This is a genomic window from Microbacterium sp. 4R-513, from assembly GCF_011046485.1.
Taxonomy (GTDB): domain Bacteria; phylum Actinomycetota; class Actinomycetes; order Actinomycetales; family Microbacteriaceae; genus Microbacterium.
Map to the genome: position 1 here is coordinate 2844347 of NZ_CP049256.1, position 21250 is coordinate 2865596.

The 21250-nt window shown below is 71.0% G+C and carries 12 protein-coding genes; 9 read left to right on the forward strand and 3 right to left on the reverse strand.

Features of this window, described 5'->3' with window-relative positions:
• Window positions 1-180: 180 nt before the first annotated feature.
• Window positions 181-303, reverse strand: a complete 123-nt coding sequence (locus G5T42_RS17920) for a hypothetical protein (protein ID WP_277601753.1) — start codon at window positions 301-303, stop codon at window positions 181-183.
• 275 nt (window positions 304-578) lie between these two features.
• Between G5T42_RS17920 and G5T42_RS12480 the strand changes: the two genes are divergently transcribed.
• On the forward strand, window positions 579-1226 hold the full coding sequence (locus G5T42_RS12480) for a 50S ribosomal protein L25/general stress protein Ctc (protein ID WP_165128956.1): 648 nt from the start codon (window positions 579-581) through the stop codon (window positions 1224-1226).
• 131 nt (window positions 1227-1357) lie between these two features.
• Complete coding sequence (gene pth, locus G5T42_RS12485; RefSeq protein WP_165128958.1) at window positions 1358-1942, forward strand: aminoacyl-tRNA hydrolase; 585 nt, start codon at window positions 1358-1360, stop codon at window positions 1940-1942.
• A gap of 80 nt (window positions 1943-2022) precedes the next feature.
• On the opposite strand, the gene G5T42_RS12490 is transcribed toward pth, so the two are convergent.
• Window positions 2023-3000 (reverse strand): hypothetical protein, encoded by a 978-nt coding sequence (locus G5T42_RS12490; RefSeq protein ID WP_165128960.1) that lies wholly within the window; start codon window positions 2998-3000, stop codon window positions 2023-2025.
• Between the two features lie 151 nt (window positions 3001-3151).
• Between G5T42_RS12490 and G5T42_RS12495 the strand changes: the two genes are divergently transcribed.
• The 7 genes from G5T42_RS12495 (at window position 3152) to G5T42_RS12525 (ending at window position 21019) form a co-directional block, all read left to right on the forward strand.
• Window positions 3152-5593: a PQQ-dependent sugar dehydrogenase gene (locus G5T42_RS12495; RefSeq protein ID WP_165128962.1), complete on the forward strand. Its 2442-nt coding sequence runs from the start codon at window positions 3152-3154 to the stop codon at window positions 5591-5593.
• Window positions 5594-5639: 46 nt separating this feature from the next.
• Window positions 5640-9260: a transcription-repair coupling factor gene (mfd, locus tag G5T42_RS12500; protein ID WP_165128964.1), complete on the forward strand. Its 3621-nt coding sequence runs from the start codon at window positions 5640-5642 to the stop codon at window positions 9258-9260.
• Window positions 9261-9533: 273 nt separating this feature from the next.
• On the forward strand, window positions 9534-15041 hold the full coding sequence (locus G5T42_RS12505) for an Ig-like domain-containing protein (RefSeq protein ID WP_206535636.1): 5508 nt from the start codon (window positions 9534-9536) through the stop codon (window positions 15039-15041).
• A 71-nt stretch (window positions 15042-15112) separates the two neighbouring features.
• Window positions 15113-15748 (forward strand): hypothetical protein, encoded by a 636-nt coding sequence (locus G5T42_RS12510; RefSeq protein ID WP_165128966.1) that lies wholly within the window; start codon window positions 15113-15115, stop codon window positions 15746-15748.
• Window positions 15745-16770 (forward strand): LacI family DNA-binding transcriptional regulator, encoded by a 1026-nt coding sequence (locus tag G5T42_RS12515; RefSeq protein WP_165128968.1) that lies wholly within the window; start codon window positions 15745-15747, stop codon window positions 16768-16770. Before G5T42_RS12510 ends, G5T42_RS12515 begins: the two co-directional genes overlap by 4 nt.
• Before the next feature lie 56 nt (window positions 16771-16826).
• On the forward strand, window positions 16827-20288 hold the full coding sequence (locus G5T42_RS17500; RefSeq protein ID WP_206535637.1) for a family 43 glycosylhydrolase: 3462 nt from the start codon (window positions 16827-16829) through the stop codon (window positions 20286-20288).
• A gap of 131 nt (window positions 20289-20419) precedes the next feature.
• A complete protein-coding gene (locus G5T42_RS12525) occupies window positions 20420-21019 on the forward strand; it encodes a gamma carbonic anhydrase family protein (RefSeq protein ID WP_165128970.1) in 600 nt (199 codons plus the stop codon).
• A gap of 20 nt (window positions 21020-21039) precedes the next feature.
• Here the strand turns inward: G5T42_RS12525 and G5T42_RS12530 are convergent, their stop codons facing one another.
• Window positions 21040-21228: a hypothetical protein gene (locus G5T42_RS12530; RefSeq protein WP_165128972.1), complete on the reverse strand. Its 189-nt coding sequence runs from the start codon at window positions 21226-21228 to the stop codon at window positions 21040-21042.
• Window positions 21229-21250: the final 22 nt, after the last annotated feature.

Below are 21250 nucleotides of genomic sequence, written 5' to 3' on the forward strand. Positions count from 1 at the left end.
GCGCCTGGTCCCGATCGGTCGAGATGTTCAGCTGGGCCGACGGGTCAGTCTGCGACACGGGTGTTCTCCTCAAGAAGGCGTGGGGATTCGATCTCCAGCCTAGAGTCTGACGCCGTCGCGTTACGTTCTCGTGGCGTGGGCCTCACCGGCGCGGAGACCGCGCCGTGAGTCACCCGGCGTTCACTTGTCGCGGTAGCTCGCGCGTCCCATCGACCAGAAGGCGAAGACCGTCCCGACGAAGCCGACCGCTGCGATCGCACCGATGAACCAGAGCACGACGTGCGAGGCGAAGCCGTAGTCCATGAGTACCTCCGGAGTCAGGGGAAGCGGCGCTCCTCATCGTAGCGCCGGCCGCGCTTTCGGCTTGCGTCGTGCCCCCTGATAGACTCGACGACTGTACTTCGGCGAGGGATGCCTCGTGCCCGCCCAGCGGCAGGCAGCGGCATCCGTGATCGACGCGGTGATCAAGGCTCACGGCTTTCCTCACGCGCTCGCGTTCGAGTCGAATCCAGACCCCAATACGCCAGGCCTCGCGCCTGAACACGAACGGGCGCGTGCGCCCGCCAAGGAGAACCACCATGGTCACCGAGACCGACACCAAGGTCCACGCCGAGCTCCGCGAGAACTTCGGCAAGGGCTTCGCCCGCCGTCTGCGCGCCGCGGGCAAGATCCCCGCCGTCATCTACGGCCACGGAACCGAGCCCGTCCACGTCGCCCTCCCGGGCCACCAGGTCGCGCTGCTCATCCGCCGCGCCAACGCCGTGCTCGAGCTCGACGTCAACGGCAAGCAGCAGCTCACGCTGGTCAAGGACGTCCAGAAGGACCCCGTGCACCAGATCATCGAGCACATCGACCTCGTCGTCGTGAAGGCGGGCGAGAAGATCCAGGTCGACGTCCCGATCGTCGTCGTGGGTGAGCCCGCCGGTGACGCCATCGCGAACCTCGACGCCACGAGCGTCGCGCTCGAGGTCGAGGCCACGCACATCCCCGAGCACGTCGAGCTCGACGTCGAGGGCCTCGAGGACGGCACGCACATCACGGCCGGCCAGCTGACCCTCCCGCGCGGTGCGACGCTCGTCGCCGACACCGACCTCCTCATCGTCGCGATCGCGGTTCCGTCCGCTGCCGCCGCCGAGGAGATCGAGGCCGCCGACGAGGCCGCCGCCGCCGAGCAGGCCGAAGAGTCGGGCGAGGCCCCCGCGTCCGAGGGGGAGGAGTCCGAGTAAGGACTCTTCTCACAATCGCGCCGTCCAGGCCGCGAATCGAGACATCGAACGAGGGGGTGCGGATGCCGCGCCCCCTCGTTTCGCTTCTGCCCTGGCGCCGTGACCGCCGGGTGTCGGGGAGGATGGAAGACATGGCCGAGACGTGGCTGGTCGTGGGGCTGGGCAATCCCGGACCCCGCTACGAGCTGACGCGCCACAACATCGGGCAGCTCGTCGTCGACGAGCTCGCCGCGCGGCGCGGTGAGGCGTTCAAGCAGCACAAGGCGAACGCGCGCGCGGCCGAGACGTGGCTCCGCCCCGGCGGCGCGAAGATCGTGCTCGCCAAGCCGAACTCGTTCATGAACGTCTCCGGCGGACCCGTGGCAGGTCTCGCGAAGTTCTACGGCGTCGAGCCCGAGCGCGTCGTCGTCGTGCACGACGAGCTCGACATCCCCTTCGACACGATCAAGCTCAAGGTCGGCGGCGGCCACGGCGGCCATAACGGCGTGCGGGACGTCGCCAAAGCGCTCGGCACGGCAGACTTCCCGCGCGTGCGCGTCGGCATCGGCCGGCCGTCGGGCCGGCAGGATCCGGCGGATTGGGTGCTCGATCCCTTCAGCGGGGCGGAACGGCAGAACCTCGGCGTGCTGGTCGGCGATGCGGCCGACGCCGTCGAGCAGCTCATCGGCGACGGACTCGTCGCGGCGCAGCAGAAGCACCACGCCCCGCGCGCCTGAGCCGCGGCGCACAAAGCGACGCCCGATTCCGTCCGCGGCTCGCTGAACGATCGCACTCGCACAGTCGGTCGACGCTGTGGTCAGCCGCCGATGCCGGAGCCGGAGGCGAACCCCATCGACAGGAAGATGTTCGCGGCGATCGCGAACGCGAGCGGCGCGACGAGCGACGTGGCGACGGCGGCGATCCCGAGCCCCCGGCCGCGGTTCTTCACGATCGCGATGATGCCCTGGACGAGCGCCCAGAGGCCCAGCGCGGTGCCGAACCAGAACGCCGACTCGCCGAGGAGCACCCAGTCCCGAACGGGGCTCAGCAGGCTCCAGTCGAAGTTCGACGTGAGCTGCCCGGTCGCCAGCTCCTTGCCCGTGCCCAGGCCGATCTGGAACGTCGCGATCGAGACCGCGATCACCGATCCGACGAGGGACACGAGCGCGATGATGAGGGCCACGAGACCGAGTGCCCCCGTGCGCGGGGGGGTCTCGAGCGGTCCGCCGTACGCGGGCGCCGCCGCCTGCGCACCCGCGGGGGCATAGCCGCCGGGTGCCTGAAGGACGCCGCCCGCGGCATAGCCGCCGACGGGTCCGCCCGGCTGCCCAGGGTAGGCCGGCTGCGGAGCGTATACGGGCTGCGGCGCGTACCCCGACTGCCCGGGGTAGCCGGGCTGGGGAGCGTATCCCGGCTGCGGAGCGTATCCGGGCTGCGGCGCGTAGCCGTAGGGGCTCTGCGCAGCGCCCGGGTGCGAAGAAGGCGTCTGCGGTCCGGGATAGACCGCGGGGCCAGGAGCCGCACCGTACGGCGGCTGAGCCGGAGACCGAGGTGAGGGGTAGCCGGGATAGCTCTGCGGCGGCGGGTACGCGGACACCTCCGGCGTCCCCTGCAGGGGTGCCGCCGGTGCCTGCGGATACCCGGCCGGCGGGGTGAATCCCTGCTGCGGACCGGCCGTCGGAGAGCCGCCTGCCGGGTCGGCGCTCTCGGGCGTCGGCGCGGAGGACGAGGCATCCGTCGACTTCCGCGGCTGCTGAGGCGGGAGGGGCGGACGCGGCGGGATCGGGTCGGTCACGGCATCATCCTAGGAGCGCGACAGCCGCACGCCCGCGCACCTCTGTCGTGGCGGCTCGGCCGCTGCTAGGTTGTGGATGCTCCGGCGGGTCTTGGGGACCGGCGCGAGGTGCAGCACCCTTCTTGCTCGGCTCGTGGCCCGGGGGGACCGCATGGACTCGCTCGCACTCCGCCTGCGCCGTGGAATCGGCGCGTTTGTAGCGGTCGCACTCATCGCGGCGGCACTGGTCGTCGTTCCACAGCCCGCCTCGGCCGCCGTCACGGCGCCGCCGGGGTTCTCGGTCGTGAAGGTCGCGACCGTCGCCTCCCCGACGGCGATCGCGAACCTCGTCGACGGCCGGATGCTCATCAGCTCCCGCCGCGGCCAGGTCTACCTGTTCGAGAACGGCGCTCTTCGCGCGGCCCCCGTCCTCGATCTGTCGGCGCGCGTGTGCAGCGACTCCGAGCGCGGCGTCATCGGCCTGGCCGGCGACACCGATCCGACGACCGGTGCGGTCTTCGTCTTCTACACCGCGAAGGGGACGGATGCCGCGTGCCCGACGAATGCAGCGGGCGGTCCGGCGCCTGCCGGCGCCCCCACCGGCCGCATCTCGCGATTCTCGATGCGGGCCGACGGCACCGTCGATCCCGCCTCCGAGACGATCCTCCTCGACGGCATCCTCTCGCCGGCCGGGTATCACAACGGCGGCGACCTCTTCGTCGGCTCCGACGGCTATCTGTATGCGACGACGGGCGATGGTGGCTGCGACTACCGGGGCGGGGTGGGCGACCCCGGCGGGAGCGGGTGCGGGGGAGCGAACGACGCCGCGCGCGACCTCAACATCCTCAACGGCAAGATCCTGCGCATCACGCGGGCCGGAGGCATCCGGCCCGACAATCCCTACCTGGGCGCGAACACGCAGCCGTGCACCGCGGCTCCCGCCCCAGCCGGCCGGACGTGCCAGGAGATCTTCGCGACGGGTCTGCGCAACCCCTTCCGCTTCGCATTCGATCCCGGTGCGGCGACCACCTCCTTCCGCATCAACGACGTTGGCCAGGACGCGTGGGAGGAGATCGACCAGGGTCTCAAGGGCGCGGACTACGGCTGGAACCAGCGCGAGGGGCTGTGCGCGCTGACCGGTTCCGAAGCGGACTGCGGAGGGCCTCAGGCCGCCGGATTGACCGGTCCCATCCATGCGTACGGCCATTCGACCGGCTGCACATCCATCACGGGAGCCGCCTACGTGCCGCGCGGACTCTGGCCGGCGGCCTACGACGGGGCGTACCTCTTCGCCGACTACGTCTGCGGCAGGATCAGGAGCCTCTCGGCGACGGGTGCCGTCTCGGATCTCGTCACGGGCCTCGGAGCGAGCAGCGCGGTGGCCATGACCTTCGGGGGATCCGAGGCAAGCCGGGGGCTCTACTTCACGACTTATGCGGGAGGGGGAGCGGTCTACCGGCTCACCTACACGGGCAGCGTCAACCGCGCCCCCGTCGCGGTGCTCGCGGCGACGCCGACCTCGGGCTCCTCGCCGCTCGCCGTCCGGTTGACGGCGGCGGGCAGCAGCGATCCCGACGGCGATGCCCTCACCTACCGCTGGACGTTCGGCGACGGCACGCCGACCAAGGTCACCAGCACGCCGAGCACGTCGCACACCTTCCCTCGCGGCTCGTGGACCGCGTCGCTCAAGGTCGTGGATGCGAAGGGCACCTACTCCGCCCCCGCGACGGTGAGGATCACGTCGGGGAACCACGCGCCGACGCCGATCATCCTGCAGCCGGCCGAGCGCGCGACGTTCGTCGCGGGGCAGACCTACACGCTGAGCGGGCGGGCGACGGATGTCGAGAACGGCGAGCTGCCCGGCAGCTCACTGTCGTGGACGATCGTGCGGCGCCACGCCGGCCACACGCATCCGCTGCTGGGGCCGGTCACGGGAGCATCCGTGAGCTTCGTCGCGCCCGGACCGGAGGACCTCGCGGCGGCGGGCGACAGCGACCTGCTCGTGAGCCTCACCGCGTCCGACGCGAAGGGCCTGACCTCGACCACGACCCGGGTCTTCACGCCGCAACGGGTCGAGGTGACGTTCGCGACGTCGCCGTCCGGGCGCCTCGTCACGATCAACGGCACGCCGTACACCGCACCCGTCACCCTCTCGGCATGGGCGGGTTCCGCTCTACAAGTCGCTGTGCCCGCTCAGTCGGACGCCGACGGCGCGCTCTACGAATTCATCTCCTGGTCCGACGGGGGAGCGGCGGCTCACACCATCACGACCCCGCTGGCCGCGACGACGTACACGGCGACGCTCACGCGCAAGGGACGGCTCCCCACGGCGCCTGCCTCCGTGACCGCGGCTCAGTCGGGCGCAGGCTCGGCGACGCTCCGGTGGAGCCCGCCGTCGAGCCCGGGGGACAGCCCCATCACGGGTTACCGCGTGAGCCGCGACGGCGTCGACTCGTCGGGCGCAGGGCCGTGGTCTTACGTCCTCTCCGCCGATCGGCGGGATTTCACCTTCACCAAGCTTGTCGCCGGGCAGGCGTACACCTTGAGCGTGCAGGCGGTGAGCTCCGTCGGCACGGGGCCCGCCGGGTCCGCTGTCGTGTCGATCGCACCGTAGCGCCGCGGGAGGAGCCGGTGTCGGCGGGTCGCCGTAGACTCTTGCGGTGACAATTCCCGGGATCGTGCGCGCCCTCGAGCAGGCGGATTCATTCCGGGATGCCGTGGCCGCAGCATCCGTCGACGCCGACTTCTCTCTTTCCGAAGGACTGGGTGCGCCGCTCCTCGCCGCCCTCGTCGAACGCCGCCGCGCGAACGGCCGCTCCGGGGCACTCCTCGCCATCGCGCCGACCGGCCGCCGTGCCGAGTCGCTCGGCACGGCTCTGGAGTGCCTGCTCCCGGGCGCCGAGATCCTGCACTTCCCGGCGTGGGAGACGCTGCCGCACGAGCGGCTGAGCCCGAGCGCCGAGACGGTGGGCCGCCGCCTGGCTGTGCTGCGCCGCATCGCGAAGTGGTCGGGGGAGGCGCCGCTCGTGGTGACGGCCTCGGTGCGGTCGGCACTTCAGCCGCTCGCCAGCGGGCTCGCCGATGTCGAGCCCATCGAGCTGACGATCGGCGGTCGCGGGTACGAGCTCGGCGACGTGTCGGCGCGGCTCGTGGAGCTCGCCTACCACCGTGTGGACATGGTCTCGCGGCGCGGCGAGTTCGCCCTCCGCGGCGGCATCCTCGATGTCTTCCCGCCCGTCGCCGACCACCCCTACCGCGTCGAGTTCTTCGGCGACGAGGTCGACCAGATCCGTGCGTTCTCGGTCGCCGATCAGCGGTCGCTGCCCGGCGAGGTGCCCGGAGTCGCCCTCGTCCCGAGCCGGGAGCTGCTCCTCACCGAGAGCGTCCGGGGGCGTGCACGCCAGCTCAAGGACGAGTTCCCGGCGCTTCGCGGCATGCTCGAGAAGATGGCCGAGGGCATCCCGGTCGAGGGCATGGAGTCGCTCACGCCCGCCGTCGTCGACGGCCTCGTGACCCTCGTCGACTACCTGCCCGAGGGCTCGGCCGTCGCCCTCGCCGACCCCGAGCGGTCCGTCACCCGTGCCATCACGCTCGGCGACACGAACCGCGAGTTCCTCGAGGCCGCGTGGAGCGCCGCCACCTCCGGCGCGAGCACGCCGATCGACCTCGGAGCGGGTGACTTCCTCACGATCCCGCGCCTGCGCGAAGCCGCCTCCACGCGGGGCGACGTCTGGTGGACGCTGTCCGCCTTCGACTCGGGGGCGGCGGATGCCTCGGCCGAAGGCCTCCTCGAGGACGACCTCGATGCCGCGCTGGAGGCGTCGGCCGCGGTCCGCGTCGCGGGTGTCGCCGTGCCGTCGTTCCAGGGCAACGTCGACGGGGCGACCGCCCACGTCGGGCAGCTCCTCGCCGACGGCTGGCGGGTGGTGGTCGCGGCATCCGGCGCAGGTCTGGTGGAGCGCGCGCGCGACGTGCTCGGCGAGCGGGGCATCGCCGCCCGAATGGTCGACGCCGTCTCGCACGCGCCCGAGCCCGGTGTCGCGCACGTCGTCCTCGCGGCTCTCGAGCGCGGCTTCGAGTCGCCCGACGCCAAGCTCGCGGTGCTCACCGAGACCGAGTTCTACGGCCGCACGATCGGCGGCGACAGCCGCGTCGTGAAGAAGCTCGCCTCGCGCCGGCGGAACGTGGTCGACCCGCTGCAGCTCAAGAACGGCGACTACGTCGTGCACGCGACGCACGGCATCGGAAAGTTCGTCGAGCTGACCCAGCGCGAGGTCTCCAGCGGCGGCCGCAACGCCGTGAAGAGCGTGCGCGAGTATCTCGTGCTCGAGTACGCGCCGTCCAAGCGGGGCTACCCGGGTGACAAGCTCTACGTCCCCACCGATCAGCTCGACCTCCTCTCGAAGTACGTCGGCGGCGAGGCGCCCAGTCTCTCCAAGATGGGCGGCAGCGACTGGGCGCAGGCGAAGGGGCGTGCGCGCAAGGCCGTCCGTGACATCGCGGTCGAGCTCGTGAAGCTCTATTCGGCCCGGATGGCGGCGAAGGGCTATGCCTTCGGCCCCGACACGCCCTGGCAGCGCGAGCTGGAGGAGGCCTTCCCCTTCGCCGAGACGCCCGACCAGCTGCAGACGATCGACGAGATCAAGGCCGACATGGAGAAGCCGATCCCGATGGATCGGCTCCTGTCGGGCGACGTCGGCTTCGGCAAGACCGAGGTCGCGGTCCGGGCCGCCTTCAAGGCGATCCAGGACGGCAAGCAGGTCGCGATGCTCGTGCCTACGACGCTCCTCGTCAAGCAGCACCTCGAGACCTTCACCGAGCGCTTCGCGGGGTTCCCCGTCAAGGTCAAGGCCCTGTCCCGCTTCCAGACCGACAAGCAGGCGCGCGAGGTCGTCGCGGGCCTGGGAGACGGCACTGTCGACATGGTGATCGGCACGCACCGGATCCTCACCGAGAAGGTGCTCTTCAAAGACCTCGGGCTGCTCATCGTCGACGAGGAGCAGCGCTTCGGCGTCGAGCACAAGGACCAGCTGAAGAAGCTCAAGACGAACGTCGACATCCTGGCGATGAGTGCGACGCCCATCCCGCGGACGCTCGAGATGGCCGTCACCGGCATCCGCGAGATGTCGACGCTGCAGACCCCGCCCGAGGACCGGCACCCGATCCTCTCGTACGTCGGCCCGCGCAACGACAAGCAGATCGCGGCCGCGATCCGGCGGGAGCTGCTTCGGGAGGGCCAGGTCTTCTTCGTGCACAACCGCGTGCAGTCGATCCAGCGCGTCGCGGCGGAGCTCTCGGAACTCGTGCCCGAGGCGCGCATCGCCGTCGCGCACGGGCAGATGGGGGAGCACGCGCTCGAAGAGGTCGTCGATGCGTTCTGGGAGCGCAGATCCGACGTCCTCGTCTGCACGACGATCGTCGAGACCGGGCTCGACATCTCGAACGCGAACACCATCATCATCGACCGCGCCGACAAGTACGGGCTGAGCCAGCTGCACCAGCTGCGCGGCCGGGTGGGTCGCGCCCGCGAGCGGGCGTACGCCTACTTCCTCTACGACGAGCAGAAGCCGCTGTCCGAGACCGCGGCCGACCGCCTCGAGACGATCGCGGTCAACAACGACCTGGGCAGCGGCATGCAGGTCGCGCTGAAAGACCTGGAGCTGCGCGGGGCGGGCAATCTGCTCGGCGCCGAGCAGGCCGGCCATATCGCGGGGGTCGGCTTCGACCTCTACCTCCGCATGATCGGCGAGGCCGTCTCGGCATTCCGCGGCGACGAGGTCGAGGGTCCGGCCGAGCTGCGGCTCGAGCTCCCCGTGCAGGCGCGGATCCCCGAGTCGTACATCGACAGCGAGCGGCTGCGCCTCGAGGCGTACCAGAAGCTCTCGGCCGCGGCATCCGTCACGGCGAAGCCCGACGCGATCGACCTCGTGATCGACGAGCTTCGCGACCGCTACGGCGATCCGCCCGCCGAGGTGGAGGGTCTCGTCGCCGTCGCACGGCTGCGCCGGCGGGCGGCGCAGGCGGGGCTCGCCGACGTCGTGGCGATGGGTCCGAACCTGCGCGTCGCGCCGGCAAACCTGCCTGACTCGATGCGCGTGCGTCTGCAGCGCCTGCACCCGAAGGCCAAGCTGCTCTCGGGCGGCGAGGCCCTCGTGGTGCCGCTGCCGACGGCCGGTGGCGAGCCGAGGACGGATGCCGAGCTGATCGCCTGGGTCGGCCAGCTCATCGATCAGCTGTGGCCGGAGCGGGTCGCCGAACCCGAGACCGCGTCGACCGCCTGAGCATCCGCTCGCTGCCGGTGCGATCGCCCAAGGAAGGGCGAGCCGGTGCAGACGGCGGACCGAGGCGACTTCTCGGGGCCCCCGCCAGGTTGCCGGATCTGCGCACGCCGCGCGCGCCGGGATCGGTTTCGGTGATACTCCCGCGATTCCGCGGGCCGCGGCATCCCGGTTCCCGAAAACTCCGAAAAGGGTTGCGAGAGTCGAGCTGTTACCGATAACGTCCGAAGCTAGGCGATCGCTCACGGGCGAGCGACGCCTGAGAGGACAGACGACGTGGACTGGAAGACTTCCCGCCATCGGACGCGTTCCGCGGTCGCCGTCATCGGCGCCGCAGCCGTCATCGGCAGCTGCGTGCTCGCCGTGCCGGCACAGGCTGCGAACGCCGACATCGGCTACCCCACCTTCACGGGCAGCCCCACGCCGGTGCCGGCGACGGGGGTGAACTACACCCCGGGCAACCAGCTGCAGTCGATCTTGGATGCAGACCTCGCGGCGGGGGCCGGGGTCTCGCCGTCGAAGGACTTCTGGATCGACGGGATGCTCGCGCGCACCGGCACGGCCGGCAGCTTCGACGACACGAACCAGTGGCTGTTCAGCCGGGGTCGAGCCGCCTTCATGAAGACCCACACACCGGGAACCCTGGGCTTCCAGGGGCAGCTGGCCTACTGGGAGTCGATCGACAACCGCGGCGGCTACACGATCACCGCGCAGGTCGGTGGAGCGAACGTCACCCTCACCGAAGATACGACCCAGCGCAAGCAGACGCCGAGCTATTGGCGGAGCGTCCACCGCAACGCCGCGTCGGGCCTCGAGATCGTGCAGACGAAGTTCATCACCGACGCGAACGTCCTCGTGACCGACCTCGAGGTCAAGGCGACGGGCGCGGCGCAGACGGTGACTCTCCGCGCGGCATCCCCGTACGCGACGACCGCCGCCGGCGATGAGCTGACCGGCGTCGTGAACGCCCTCAACAACCTGACGACGATCTTCCCGCGCTTCTCGGGCGACGGGTTCGCGCGCAACGGCGCGGAGCTCACCCGTACGCTGTCGGTGCCCGCGGGCGGCAGCGTCACGACGAAGGTGCAGCTCGGTCTCGTCACGAACGAGATCCCCGCGTCCCGCACGGAGTACGACGCGTATCGCGCCGCCACGCCCGCGGCCGCATTCTCAACCCACGTCACGGCGTACAACCAGTGGTGGGCCGACAACATCCCCTACCTCGACACCCCCGAAGACAACATCGACAAGACGCTCTTCTACCGGTGGTGGCTGATGAGGTTCAACTACCTCGACGCCGACATCCCCGGGAACGACTACCAGTTCCCGACCTCGATGGAGGGCGTGCTCGGCTACAACAACGCCATCGTGCTGACCGCGGGCATGTTCATCGACGACCTCAAGTACTTCCGCGATCCGATCTACTCCTACGGGCCGTGGGTCTCGGCGGGTGAGACGTCGAAGAGCTACAAGTACGTCGACAACCCCGGCGACCCCGCGAACTGGTCGAACAGCTACACGCAGTACATCTCCGAAGCCGCGTGGCGCTCCTACCAGCTGCACGGCGGACCTGCCGGCATCGCGGGCAACCTCGCCGAGTACGCGGAGTACGACGTCAAGGGTCTGCAGGACGCCTACGACCACAACGGCAACGGACTCATCGAGTACGACTGGGGCGCCATGACCGGGAACGACGCCGATGCGGTGTCGTTCGACTGGCGGGCGGGCAACATGGACCGCACCGAGAACGCCTACCTCTACTCGAACGCGAAGGCTTCGGCGGAGGCTTACCGCGTGGCGGGCAACACGGCCAAGGCGGACGAGATGGACGCCAAGGCGGAGTCCATCAAGCAGGCCGTCATCGACGTCCTGTGGAACCCCGACCGCAAGCTCCTCGAGCACCGCATGGCCACGGGCGACAAGGCCTTCAACCCGTGGAAGGAGATCAACAACTACTACCCCTTCACGGTCGGCCTCATGCCGAAGCCGGGCGACGCCGACTACGACGACGACTACGTGCAGGCCCTGCGCCTGTGGGCCGACGACAAGCAGTACCCGATCTTCCCCTTCTACACGGCGAACCAGGCGGACAAGGCCGAGGCCGCTGCCGCCGGCGACCCGGGGAGCAACAACTTCTCGGTCATCAACTCGACCGTGACCTTCCGGATGCTGAGCAGCGTCCTGCGCGACTACCCGACGGATGCGATCGACGCCGAGTGGTACAAGAAGCTCCTCTACTGGAACGCGTGGGCGCACTACCAGAACGGCGGTGACAACCGCCTGCCCGATCAGAACGAGTTCTGGGCGGACGGCTCGGCCGACCCGCAGAAGATCGGGTACCGCTCCTGGATCCATCACACGATCCTCGGGGCGACGAACTTCACCATGATCGAGGACGCGATGGGCCTGCGTCCGCGCAGCGACGCGAAGATCGAGCTCGACCCCATCGACATCGATTGGGATCACTTCACCGCGAACAACATCCGCTACCGCGACAAGGACCTCACCATCACGTGGGATCAGCCGGGCGGTGAGCGCTATTACGGCGACGCGGTGCCCGAGGGCTACTCCGTCTTCCTCGACGGCGAGCTCGCCTTCACCGTCGACGGACTCGGCAAGGTCGTCTACGACCCGGCGACGGGTCAGGTCGAGGCTGAGGACGGCCTCCAGGTGACCACGGAGAACGCCTCGTCGCTCGATGCGCCCGAGCAGGTCTCGTTCGGCGACGACGCGCGCGTCGTCGACCTCTTCGCCAAGGCCGGCACCGACATCTCGGCGCAGAGCGGCGGCAGCGCCGACCTCGCGCAGGGGAAGACGGTCGCGGCGACGTTCTCGGCAGCGGGACGGGCTCCGGCGGCGGCCGTCAACGGCAACACGATCAACGAGCCCTTCTGGGGCACGGCTGGATCGCCGAACGCGAAGGACTCGATCACGGTCGAGCTGGGATCGCAGCAGACGTTCGACGACGTCCGGGTGTACTTCTACCGCACCTCGTCGTCGGCCACGGTCGCCGGTTACGCCGAGCCGTCGATGTACGCGCTCGAGTACCGCTCCGGCGGGCAGTGGAAGCCGGTGCCCTCGCAGGCGCGGACGCCCGCGACGCCGCGGGGCAACCTCAACCAGGTGCAGTTCCCCGAGGTGACGGGCGACGCCGTGCGCATCACGGCGACGCACGCCGCGGGCTTCAAGACGGGCGTCAAGGAGGTCCAGGTCTTCCACACGGGCGTCGATGCGCCGCCGAGCACGAACGCGGCCCCCCAGGTCGAGGCGTGGGTGAAGCCCGGTGTCTCCGTACCCGGTCAGGTCGACCTCGTCGGCACCACCAAGGACGACGGCCTGCCCGCGGGAACCCTCAGCTCGACGTGGAGCGTCGTCTCGGCGCCGGCAGGCGGCCTCGCGCTGTTCGACTCGCCGACGTCGGCGTCGACGATCGCGCGGTTCACGGCGGCCGGGCAATACGTCCTGCGCCTGACCGCGACCGACGGCGAACTCACGACCTCGGTCGACGTCCCGGTGCAGGGCTCCACTCCGACGCAGGGCACGAACGTCGCGCCGTCTGCGACGCCGACCGCCGAGTACACGGCGAGCTGGAACAACGTCAACGCCGTCAACGACGGCAAAGTCCTCCACTCGGGCGGTCAGCAGACCGACCTCTGGGGCACGTGGTCGGGCTCCCGCCCGGCGACCCGCTGGCTGCAGTACACGTGGGCGAACCCCGTCCGGGTGAACGGCGTCGAGGTCGCGTTCTGGGCGGACCAGACGAACGCGACGTCGGGTGCCGGCGTCAACGTCCCGAAGTCGTGGAAGGCGCAGTACTGGACGGGCACCGCTTGGGCTGACGTGACGGGCGCCGGCACGTACGGCGTCGCCCGCACGGCACCGAATGCCACCTCGTTCGACTCCGTCAAGACGACGCGCCTGCGGCTCGTGTTCAACGCCGCCGGTCCGGGCACCGGCGCGGACCCCTACGCCGGCATCGGCGTCAGTGAGTGGCGCGTGTTCGCCGAGGCGCCGAGCGCGATCGAGCCGATCGACGTCCGCACCTCTGTAGGCACCGTCCCCACGCTGCCCGAGCGGGTCGACGCGATCTACTCGGACGGCAGCCGCAGCTCCGAGCTGGTGGCGTGGGGTCCGATCACGGCCGAGCAGGTCGCATCCGAGGGCAACTTCGATGTGGTCGGCATCGTCGCCGGCTCGGCGGTTCCGGCCAAGGCGACCGTCTGGGTGCGGGCGACCGCGCCGGGACAGATCAACCTGGTGGATGCTGTCGCGGTCAAGACCGCCGCGGGTGTCGCGCCGCAGCTGCCTGCCACGGTCGGCGTGCTGTTCAATGACGGCTCCCGTCAGGATCTGCCGGTCACCTGGGATGCGATCGCTCCGACGAAGTACGCGACCGACGGCCAGTTCACGGCGTCGGGCACGGTGCAGACGAGCATCGCGGGCAACAAGGCCGCGACGGCGACCGTCACGGTCGGCACGGGCGGCACGGGAGGCGCCGACACGACCGCGCCCGTGGCATCCGTCGCCGTCTCGCCGGCAGCGCCGGCAGGGGGCTGGTACACCGGCGCCGTGCAGGTGACCGCGTCGGCGACGGACAACCGCGACACGGCGCCCGCCATCCAGGTGTCGGTCGACGGCGGGGCCTTCACGGCCTACACGGCGCCCGTCTCGGTCACCGCCGACGGCGCGCACACCGTCCAGGTACGGGCGACCGACCAGGCCGGCAACGTCTCGCAGCTCGCTGCGGCGGAGTTCCGCATCGACGCCACGGCGCCGGCGGTCGCGCCGACGTCCGACCCCGTCGCGCGCACCGTCAAGGCGACGGCGACGGATGCCGGATCCGGCCTCGACAAGATCGAGTACCGCGTCGGCGACGGCGAGTGGGCTGCCTACGACGGCACGATCCTCGTCGGCCTCGACGAGGTGACGGTGCAGCTGCGCGCCCGGGACAAGGCGGGCAACGTCTCGCCGGTCACGGACGTCGTCGTCCCGGCATCCGATGGCGACCACCGCCGGAACGTCGCGCTCATCGCGACCCCGACGGCGTCGTACACGGCGGGCTGGAACACCGTGAACGGCCTGAACGACGACGTCGAGCCGACCGCGTCGGGTGACGTCACCCCCAACGACAACGCGTTCGTCTGGGGGGCGTGGCCGCAGATCACCGACCAGTGGGTGCGCTACGACTGGGCCGAGCCGGTGACGGTCGACGCGGTCGAGGCCTACTTCATCCACAACCTCGATGCGAACGGCGCCGGAATCGCGGTGCCGAAGCAGTGGAAGGCGCAGTACCTCGACACCGCGACCCAGCAGTGGGTCGACGTGACGCCCGCAGGTGACTACGGGGTCGCGCTCGACACGTTCAACGCCGTATCGTTCGAGCCGGTCACGACGACGGCCCTCCGCCTCGCTCTCACCGCGCAGGGCACGACCGAGGGGCAGGGCAGCCTCGGCATCAAGGAATGGCGTGTCTTCGAAGTGAGCGGCTCGCCCGACGCCTTTTACGTCGACGTCGCGGTGACGAGCCGCTGCGTCGCCGGCAAGTCGGTGCTCGTGACGACCGTCAAGAACCTCGACGATGTGCCGGTCGAGATCGAGGTGAAGACGCCGTACGGGTCGAAGACGATCGCCCAGCTCGCTCCGGGCAAGTCGTCGTCGCAGACCTTCACCACGCGGCTGAAGGATCTCCCCGCGGGGAGCCTCCAGGTGCTCGTGAGCGGTCAGGTCGACGGCAAGAGGGTGACCGACCAGCACGAGGCGGCCTTCCCGGCCGCCGGCTGCTGATGATCACGGGGCGCCCGCCGCACGGGCGGGCGCCCCGTTCCGCCCCCGCACACCTCGAACGAGGAGACGACATGAGTCGCACCCTGCTCCGGCGGTCCGCCGCCGCCACGCTCATCGCCGCGGCGCTCGCGGTCTTCGGCCCCGCAGCCCTCGCGTCGGCGGCGGGCCGGGCGGCGGACACACCTGTCCACGTGACGGATGCCGCAGGCTTCGCCGCGTTCACCGGACCGGGCCTCGGCGCGGACATCCGGACTGCGGATGCCGCGTCCCCTGCGGCCCTGTACGTCGGAGTGCGGCAGGCCGCCGTGGGCGAGGAGTTCCCCGTGGCGGTAGTCGGCGCCGCCGCGGGCAGCGTCTGGGAGGTCCACGTCGCGGGCGGCCCAGACGCCGCCGGAAGCCTGACGATCGGGGCGGACGGGACCGGCACGGCCGTCGTACGCGTGCCCTCCGGTACCGCGGGCGGCCCGGTCGAGGTGACCGCCGTGTCGGGCGGCGAGAGCCTGTCGACGACCCTCTCGGTCGCGGGCGACCCCGCGACGGTCGCGGATGCACCTGCCGCCCCTGCCGCCGCTGAGACGCCGGCGCCCGCTGCGGACCTCCCCGTCGGCGCACTCGTCGCGGGCGGCGCCGGCATCCTGCTCCTTGCCGGAGCCGCTGCCGCCGTGCCGCTCGCGATCCGCCGGCGACGCGAGCGGGCCGCCGCGTGACCGGCACAGCGGAGCAGTCCCGGCGCGCGAGCATCTACGACGTCGCCCGGCTCGCCGGGGTCTCGCATACGACCGTCTCTCGCGTCCTCAACGACCACCCGCGCACGCGCGAGTCGACGCGCCGCCGCGTCCTGGCCGCGATCGAGCAGACGAGCTACACGCCGAGCCTCATCGCCCGCGCCCTCGCGACACAGCGCACGATGCGCATCGGAGTGCTCGTCGATAGCCCCGTCGAGCACGGGCCCAATACGACACTGCGTGCCTTCGAGACCGCAGCGCGCCGCGCGGGCTACTCCATCAGCTCCTTCTCGGTCACCGACGACGAGCACGCCGGGATGCATGACGCGGTCTCGGACCTCGTCATGCAGGGCGTCGACGGGCTCTGCGTCATCGCACCGCGCGAGTCGTCGCTCGCGATCCTGCGCCGCCAGGCGCCCGAACTCCCGGCCGTCGTCATCACCTCGGAGCCGCAGGACGGTCTCCGCGCCGCCGGCATCGACCAGCGCGAGGGTGCCATGCGCGCCGTGTCCCACCTCATCGACCTGGGACATCGGCGCATCCTCCATCTCGCCGGACCCGGGGGCTGGTTCGACGCGCGTGCCCGGCGCGAGGGGTGGGAGGACGCGCTCGCCGCCGCCGGCCTCGAGGCGATGCCGGCCGCGGAGGGCGACTGGACCTCCGACGCGGGGTACGCCTTCGGGCGGCTCTTCGAGCCCGGCGGCGCGACGGCCATCTTCGCCGCGAACGACCAGATGGCGCTCGGCGTCATCCGCGGGCTCAGCGAGCAGGGCCTCCGCGTGCCCGACGATGTGAGCGTCGTGGGCTTCGACGACCTCCCTGACGCGCGGCACTTCCTCCCGCCGCTCACGACCGTCCGGCAGGACTTCGCCGAGCTCGGCTCCCTCGCCGTCCAGCTGCTCCTCGGCGCCCTCGAGCGCGACGTCGGGATCGCCCGTGCAGTCATCGAGCCCCGGCTCGTCGTGCGCGGCTCGACCGCCCGGCCACCGGCTGACACGCGGTGAGCCCCGCGGGCCGAGTCGCGGCATCCCACCCCCAACGCCCCACCAGAGAGGACATCGTGGTTCCCAGATCCAGAAGCAGGTACGGCACGGCCCTCGCGGCCGCCGTCGTCGCCGCGCTCATCGCGGCGCTCGTGCCCGCGACAGCGGCATCCGCCGCAACGCAGAACCCCATCATCGGCGACGGATCGGTCTACTCGGCCGACCCGACGCTGCTCGCCGTCGACGACACGCTCTACCTCCACGCGGGCCGGGACGAGGCCGGTCCGACGACGAACGACTTCATCATGAACGAGTGGCAGGCGTTCTCGACGAAGGACGTCGACGGCGGCCAGTGGGAGCATCACCCGTCGCTCATGCGGCCCGAGGTCGTGTTCAGCTGGGCCACGTCCGGCCGCGCGTACGCGGGCCAGGTCGTGAAGGGCCTGGACGGCCGTTACTACTGGTACGTCCCCGTCAACGAGAAGAACTCGACCGCGCCCGACAAGTTCGGCATCGGCGTGGCGGTGTCCGACACGCCGCTCGGCCCGTGGACGGACTACGCGGGCGGACCGATCGTCTCGCAGACGATCCTCGGCAACGACGCGCACAACATCGACCCCACGGTCCTCGTCGACAACGGCCGCGTGTGGATGTACTGGGGCAGCTTCAGCCGCCTCATGGCGATCGAGCTCGGCGCCGACATGAAGACCCGCATCGGAACGCCCACGAACATCACGACCGGCGTGACGGGCTTCTTCGAGGCCGCGTGGCTCTTCAAGCGCAACGGCACCTACTACCTCGCCTACGCCGCGAACAACGCCGGCCCGACGAGCACCTGCACGCCGGCGAACTATCACGCCTGCATCGCGTACTCGACGGCGTCGAGCCCGCTCGGCCCGTGGACGTACCGGGGGCGCATCCTCGCGCCCGTCTCGTCGACGACGAGCCACCCGGCGATCGCCGAGTTCAAGGGCGAGTGGTACATCGCGTATCACACGGCCGACGCCGTCGGCGGCAACCACTTCCGACGCTCGGTGGCGATCGACCACCTCGAGTGGGACGACACCCAGACCCCGGCGCGGATCAAGCCCGTCGTCACGACCCCCGCCAAGACCGCGAACCTCACGCCCCGGTCCAACGTCGCGCCCTGGGCCACGGCATCCGCCTCCAACGAGCCGATCCCGACGCAGTACTGGATCAAGTCCCTCAACGACGAGATCATCCGCCCCAACCCGCTTCCGCCGGACATGTGGGGCAGCTGGTCGGCCACGCGACCCGCGCAGCAGTGGCTCCAATACGACTGGGACACCCCCGTCCGTGTCGACAGGGCGCGCATCAAGTTCTGGCGCGACGTCGCACCCGGCACGGGCAACGGCGTCTCGGATCCGTCGTCCTGGGTGCTGCAGTACTGGGATGCGGGGGAGTGGAAGAACGTCCCGAACCCCAGCGGCTACCCCACGACGACGACAGCCGTCCATACGGTGACCTTCGGCGCCGTCACGACGTCGCGCCTGCGCGCCGTGCTCAACGCCGCGCCGAACGCGGCCAACCCGCCGCAGTACTCGGCGCTCGCGGTCGAGGAGTGGGAAGTCCACCAGGCTCAGCCGGACTCGGTCGATGAGGTCGCGGTGACGACCGACGCCGGCGTCGCCCCCGAGCTGCCCGAGACGGTCGGTCTGAAGTACGGCGCCGACACGCTCCCGGGTGCGGTGCGGTGGAACGACGTCGATCCCGCGGACTACGCCGCCGCCGGCACCTTCACGGTGAGCGGCTTCGTCGAGGGCTACGCCGCCGGTCCCGTCTCGGCGACCGTCACCGTGCGCGGTGACGACGCCTGGCGGACGAACCTCGCGCTCACCGGGATGCCGCAAGCTGAGGGTACCGGCGCGGGCGGGAGTCTCGCCGCGCTGAACGACGAGAAGATCGCGTACACCGGCGACACCCACCCCGTCTGGACGACGGCCGGTCCGACGCCGGCTGCCGCCCCCACGGCGGGCTACACGTGGGATGAGCCGGTCCGGGTGGACGGCGTGACCGCCCACTTCTGGACGGGTGCGGATGTCGAGCTCCCCGCCGACGCGACGGTGCAGGTGCGCGTCGACGGCCAGTGGTCCGACGTCGCCGACGGGCCGGCCATCCAGGCCGGTGAGCCGAGCGCCGTCACCTTCGAGCCTGTCGTGGCGACCGGCATCCGTCTCGTCCTGACCCCCGAGGTCGGGGCGGCTGTCGGTATCAGCGAGCTCCAGGTCTTCGGCGAGCCCCTCGACACCGCGGCTCCGGCCGTGGAGCTCACGACGACGGGTGTCGCGGGTGCCGGGGACTGGTTCGTGTCACCCGTCACGGTGCGGGCGACGGCCACCGACGACCGGGACCTCCGCACGCGCATCGACGTCGCCGTCGGCGCGGGCTCGTGGCAGTCGACCGAGAACGTCCGGTTCGCCGAGGCGACCGTCTCGGCAGACGGCGTGCAGACCGTGAAGGCGCGGGCGACGGATGCCGCGGGCAACACCTCGGCCGAGAAGTCGATCACCGTCCGCATCGACTCCACGAAGCCCACGGTCGCGGGAACCCTCGACGTCGCGGCGCGCGCCGTCACGGCGACCGCCGCCGACGCGGGCTCGGGCGTCGCGGCGATCGAGTATGCGCTCGATGCGCCCGTCGGCTGGGCGGCCTACACGGCGCCGGTGACCGTCGACGGCGAGCGTCATGTCGTCTACCTGCGGTCGAAGGATGCCGCGGGCAACGTCTCGACCACGGCATCCGTCAGCGTCCCGCTGTCGCCGAACGCCCCGCTCTCGGGCAACATCGCGCCGATCGCGACGCCCACGGCCTCGTACACGTCCTCGTGGAACAGCGTGACGGCCGTGAACGACGGCGCGCTCACGGGCGCCTCGTGGGGGACGTGGCCGAACGTGGGCGAGCAGTGGGTGCAGCTCGAGTGGGATCGCATCGTGACGGTCGACAAGGCCGGGGTGCTGTTCTTCCGGGATTCGGCCGACGCGTCGGGGGTCGGCATGATCCCGCCGCGCGAGTGGAAGCTGCAGTACGTCGACCTCGCGACCCTCCAGTGGAAGGACGTCGAGGCCTCGTCGGCCTACGGGCGCTCCTCGACCGCGATCAACGAGGTGACCTTCACCGCCGTCACGACGACCAAGCTCCGCGCGCTCATGCAGGCGTGGGGCACGGCGAGCGCCGGCGGATCGAGCGGGATCCTGGAGTTCGAGGCGTGGGCGGCCCAGCCGCCGGCGCCGTCCTTCGACGTCGACCTCATGGCGACGACACGGTGCGTCGCGGGCAAGGCGACGCTCGTCGTGACGGTCGGCAACGCGGGTCAGGCGCCTGTCACGATCGACCTCCAGACGCCGTTCGGCACCCGGACGGTCGCCGACCTCGCGGTCGGCAAGAAGTCGAGTCAGGCCTTCACGACCCGGATGGGCACACTGCCGGAGGGGAGCCTCACAGCGAGGCTCTCGGGCACGCTCGGCGGCAAGGCGGTCACCGAGGAGCGCGTCGTCGCCTACGACGCCCGCACCTGCTGACCTCGATCCGGCGATGACCGACCGCCGCTCCGCCCAGCGTCCGGGGCGGGGCGGCGGTCGTGCGTGCGGCGGGCTCGCAAGAGCACGGCGGGCACCCGGCCCGCTACGCTGGCGCTGACCGAGGAGGACCAGTGCAGTTCGAGCACCTCGGGGCGAGTCCCCGCATCCATCCGGAAGCCGTCGTGGCACCCACGGCCGTCGTCAGCGGCGATGTGACGATCGGCGCCGGCAGCCAAGTCCTGCACGGCGCCGTCATCACGGCGGAGGGAGGCGCGATCACCCTCGGCGAGAACGTCATCGTGATGGAGAACGCCCTCATCCGCGCGACATCGGTCAATTCGGTCCACATCGGCTCGCACGTCCTCGTCGGCCCGATGGCGAGCGTCAGCGGCGCCACGATCGCCGACGAGGTCTTCCTCGCGACCGGCACGCGTGTCTTCAACGGAGCCCGCATCGGCACACGCAGCGAAGTGCGCATCAACGCCGTGGTGCACCTGCGCACGATCCTCCCGCCCGAGACGGTCGTGCCGATCGGCTGGATTGCGGTCGGCGACCCCGCGCAGCTGCTCTCACCCGACCGCCATGAGGAGATCTGGTCGGCGCAGCGCGAGCTCGACTTCCCGGGCTACGTCTTCGGCCTCGACCGCGAGACCCCCGACCTCATGGTGCAGCTCACCGAGCGCTACGGGCGCGGCCTCTCACGCCACGCCCACGACAGAAGACTGGAATGAGACGGATGCCGCGGCATCCGTCACCGCCAGCGTGATCCGCAGTCGCGGCAGGCGAACTCGACGACGAAGAGCGGCTCTCGCGGGCGCAGCTCGTCCGACCGCTCGAGCTCCACGAGGAACCACTCCGGTTCGACGACCCTGACCTGCAGCGAGGAACAGATCGGGCACACCTCGACCGCGACCGTGCCGCCGTCCCATGTCCTGACCATGGCGCCCACGGTACGCCGCGGG

Coding starts and splice junctions, on each gene's coding strand:
- G5T42_RS17920 (WP_277601753.1), bottom strand. CDS start 303: ATGGACTACGGCTTCGCCTCGCACGTCGTGCTCTGGTTCATCGGTGCG.
- G5T42_RS12480 (WP_165128956.1), top strand. CDS start 579: ATGGTCACCGAGACCGACACCAAGGTCCACGCCGAGCTCCGCGAGAAC.
- pth (WP_165128958.1), top strand. CDS start 1,358: ATGGCCGAGACGTGGCTGGTCGTGGGGCTGGGCAATCCCGGACCCCGC.
- G5T42_RS12495 (WP_165128962.1), top strand. CDS start 3,152: ATGGACTCGCTCGCACTCCGCCTGCGCCGTGGAATCGGCGCGTTTGTA.
- G5T42_RS12510 (WP_165128966.1), top strand. CDS start 15,113: ATGAGTCGCACCCTGCTCCGGCGGTCCGCCGCCGCCACGCTCATCGCC.
- G5T42_RS12530 (WP_165128972.1), bottom strand. CDS start 21,228: ATGGTCAGGACATGGGACGGCGGCACGGTCGCGGTCGAGGTGTGCCCG.